The organism is Massilia agri, assembly GCF_024753255.1.
GTDB classification, from domain to species: Bacteria; Pseudomonadota; Gammaproteobacteria; order Burkholderiales; family Burkholderiaceae_D; genus Telluria; species Telluria agri.
In genome coordinates this window covers 1-1,734 of record NZ_JANUHA010000042.1, presented here as the reverse complement: position 1 = coordinate 1,734, position 1,734 = coordinate 1, and the positions used below count along the sequence as shown (strand labels likewise).

Below are 1,734 nucleotides of genomic sequence, written 5' to 3'. Positions count from 1 at the left end.
ATATGGTAGGAGAGCGTTCTGTAAGCCTGCGAAGGTGTCTTGTAAAGGATGCTGGAGGTATCAGAAGTGCGAATGCTGACATGAGTAGCGATAATGCGGGTGAAAAGCCCGCACGCCGTAAGCCCAAGGTTTCCTGTTCAACGTTCATCGGAGCAGGGTGAGTCGGCCCCTAAGGCGAGGCAGAGATGCGTAGCTGATGGGAAGCAGGTTAATATTCCTGCACCGTCGTATGATGCGATGGGGGGACGGATCGCGGAAGGTTGTCCAGCTGTTGGAATAGCTGGTTTCTGGTTCATAGAAGGCGCTTAGGCAAATCCGGGCGCGGAATTCAAGGGACTGGGACGTGCACTCTTGTAGTGCGAAGCAATCGGAAGTGGTTCCAAGAAAAGCCTCTAAGCTTCAGTCATACGAGACCGTACCGCAAACCGACACAGGTGGGCGAGATGAGTATTCTAAGGCGCTTGAGAGAACTCGGGAGAAGGAACTCGGCAAATTGGTACCGTAACTTCGGGATAAGGTACGCCCCGGTAGCTTGACTGCTTTACTGCAGAAGGGTGAAAGGGTTGCAATAAACTGGTGGCTGCGACTGTTTAATAAAAACACAGCACTCTGCAAACACGAAAGTGGACGTATAGGGTGTGACGCCTGCCCGGTGCTGGAAGATTAAATGATGGGGTGCAAGCTCTTGATTGAAGTCCCAGTAAACGGCGGCCGTAACTATAACGGTCCTAAGGTAGCGAAATTCCTTGTCGGGTAAGTTCCGACCTGCACGAATGGCGTAACGATGGCCACACTGTCTCCTCCCGAGACTCAGCGAAGTTGAAATGTTTGTGATGATGCAATCTACCCGCGGCTAGACGGAAAGACCCCATGAACCTTTACTGTAGCTTTGCATTGGACTTTGAACCAATCTGTGTAGGATAGGTGGGAGGCTTTGAAGCGGGGACGCCAGTTCTCGTGGAGCCATCCTTGAAATACCACCCTGGTTCGTTTGAGGTTCTAACCTTGGTCCGTTATCCGGATCGGGGACAGTGCATGGTAGGCAGTTTGACTGGGGCGGTCTCCTCCTAAAGTGTAACGGAGGAGTTCGAAGGTACGCTAGGTACGGTCGGACATCGTGCTAATAGTGCAATGGCATAAGCGTGCTTAACTGCGAGACCGACAAGTCGAGCAGGTACGAAAGTAGGACATAGTGATCCGGTGGTTCTGTATGGAAGGGCCATCGCTCAACGGATAAAAGGTACTCTGGGGATAACAGGCTGATTCCTCCCAAGAGTTCATATCGACGGGGGAGTTTGGCACCTCGATGTCGGCTCATCACATCCTGGGGCTGTAGCCGGTCCCAAGGGTATGGCTGTTCGCCATTTAAAGTGGTACGTGAGCTGGGTTTAAAACGTCGTGAGACAGTTTGGTCCCTATCTGCCGTGGGCGTTGGAAATTTGAAGGGGGCTGCTCCTAGTACGAGAGGACCGGAGTGGACGAACCTCTGGTGTACCGGTTGTCACGCCAGTGGCATTGCCGGGTAGCTAAGTTCGGAAGAGATAACCGCTGAAAGCATCTAAGCGGGAAACTTGCCTTAAGATGAGATTTCCCGGAGCCTTGAGCTCCTTGAAGGGTCGTTCGAGACCAGGACGTTGATAGGCTGGGTGTGGAAGTGCAGTAATGCATTAAGCTAACCAGTACTAATTGCCCGTACGGCTTGTCCCTATAACCTTGGTAGTTATAGACGAGTCA

1 rRNA gene is annotated in these 1,734 nt (G+C 52.2%); it reads left to right on the top strand.

From position 1 onward, the window contains the following. Positions 1-1,707 (top strand): 23S ribosomal RNA (locus tag NX780_RS25030); the annotation flags it as partial. Between the last annotated feature and the right edge of the window lie 27 nt (positions 1,708-1,734).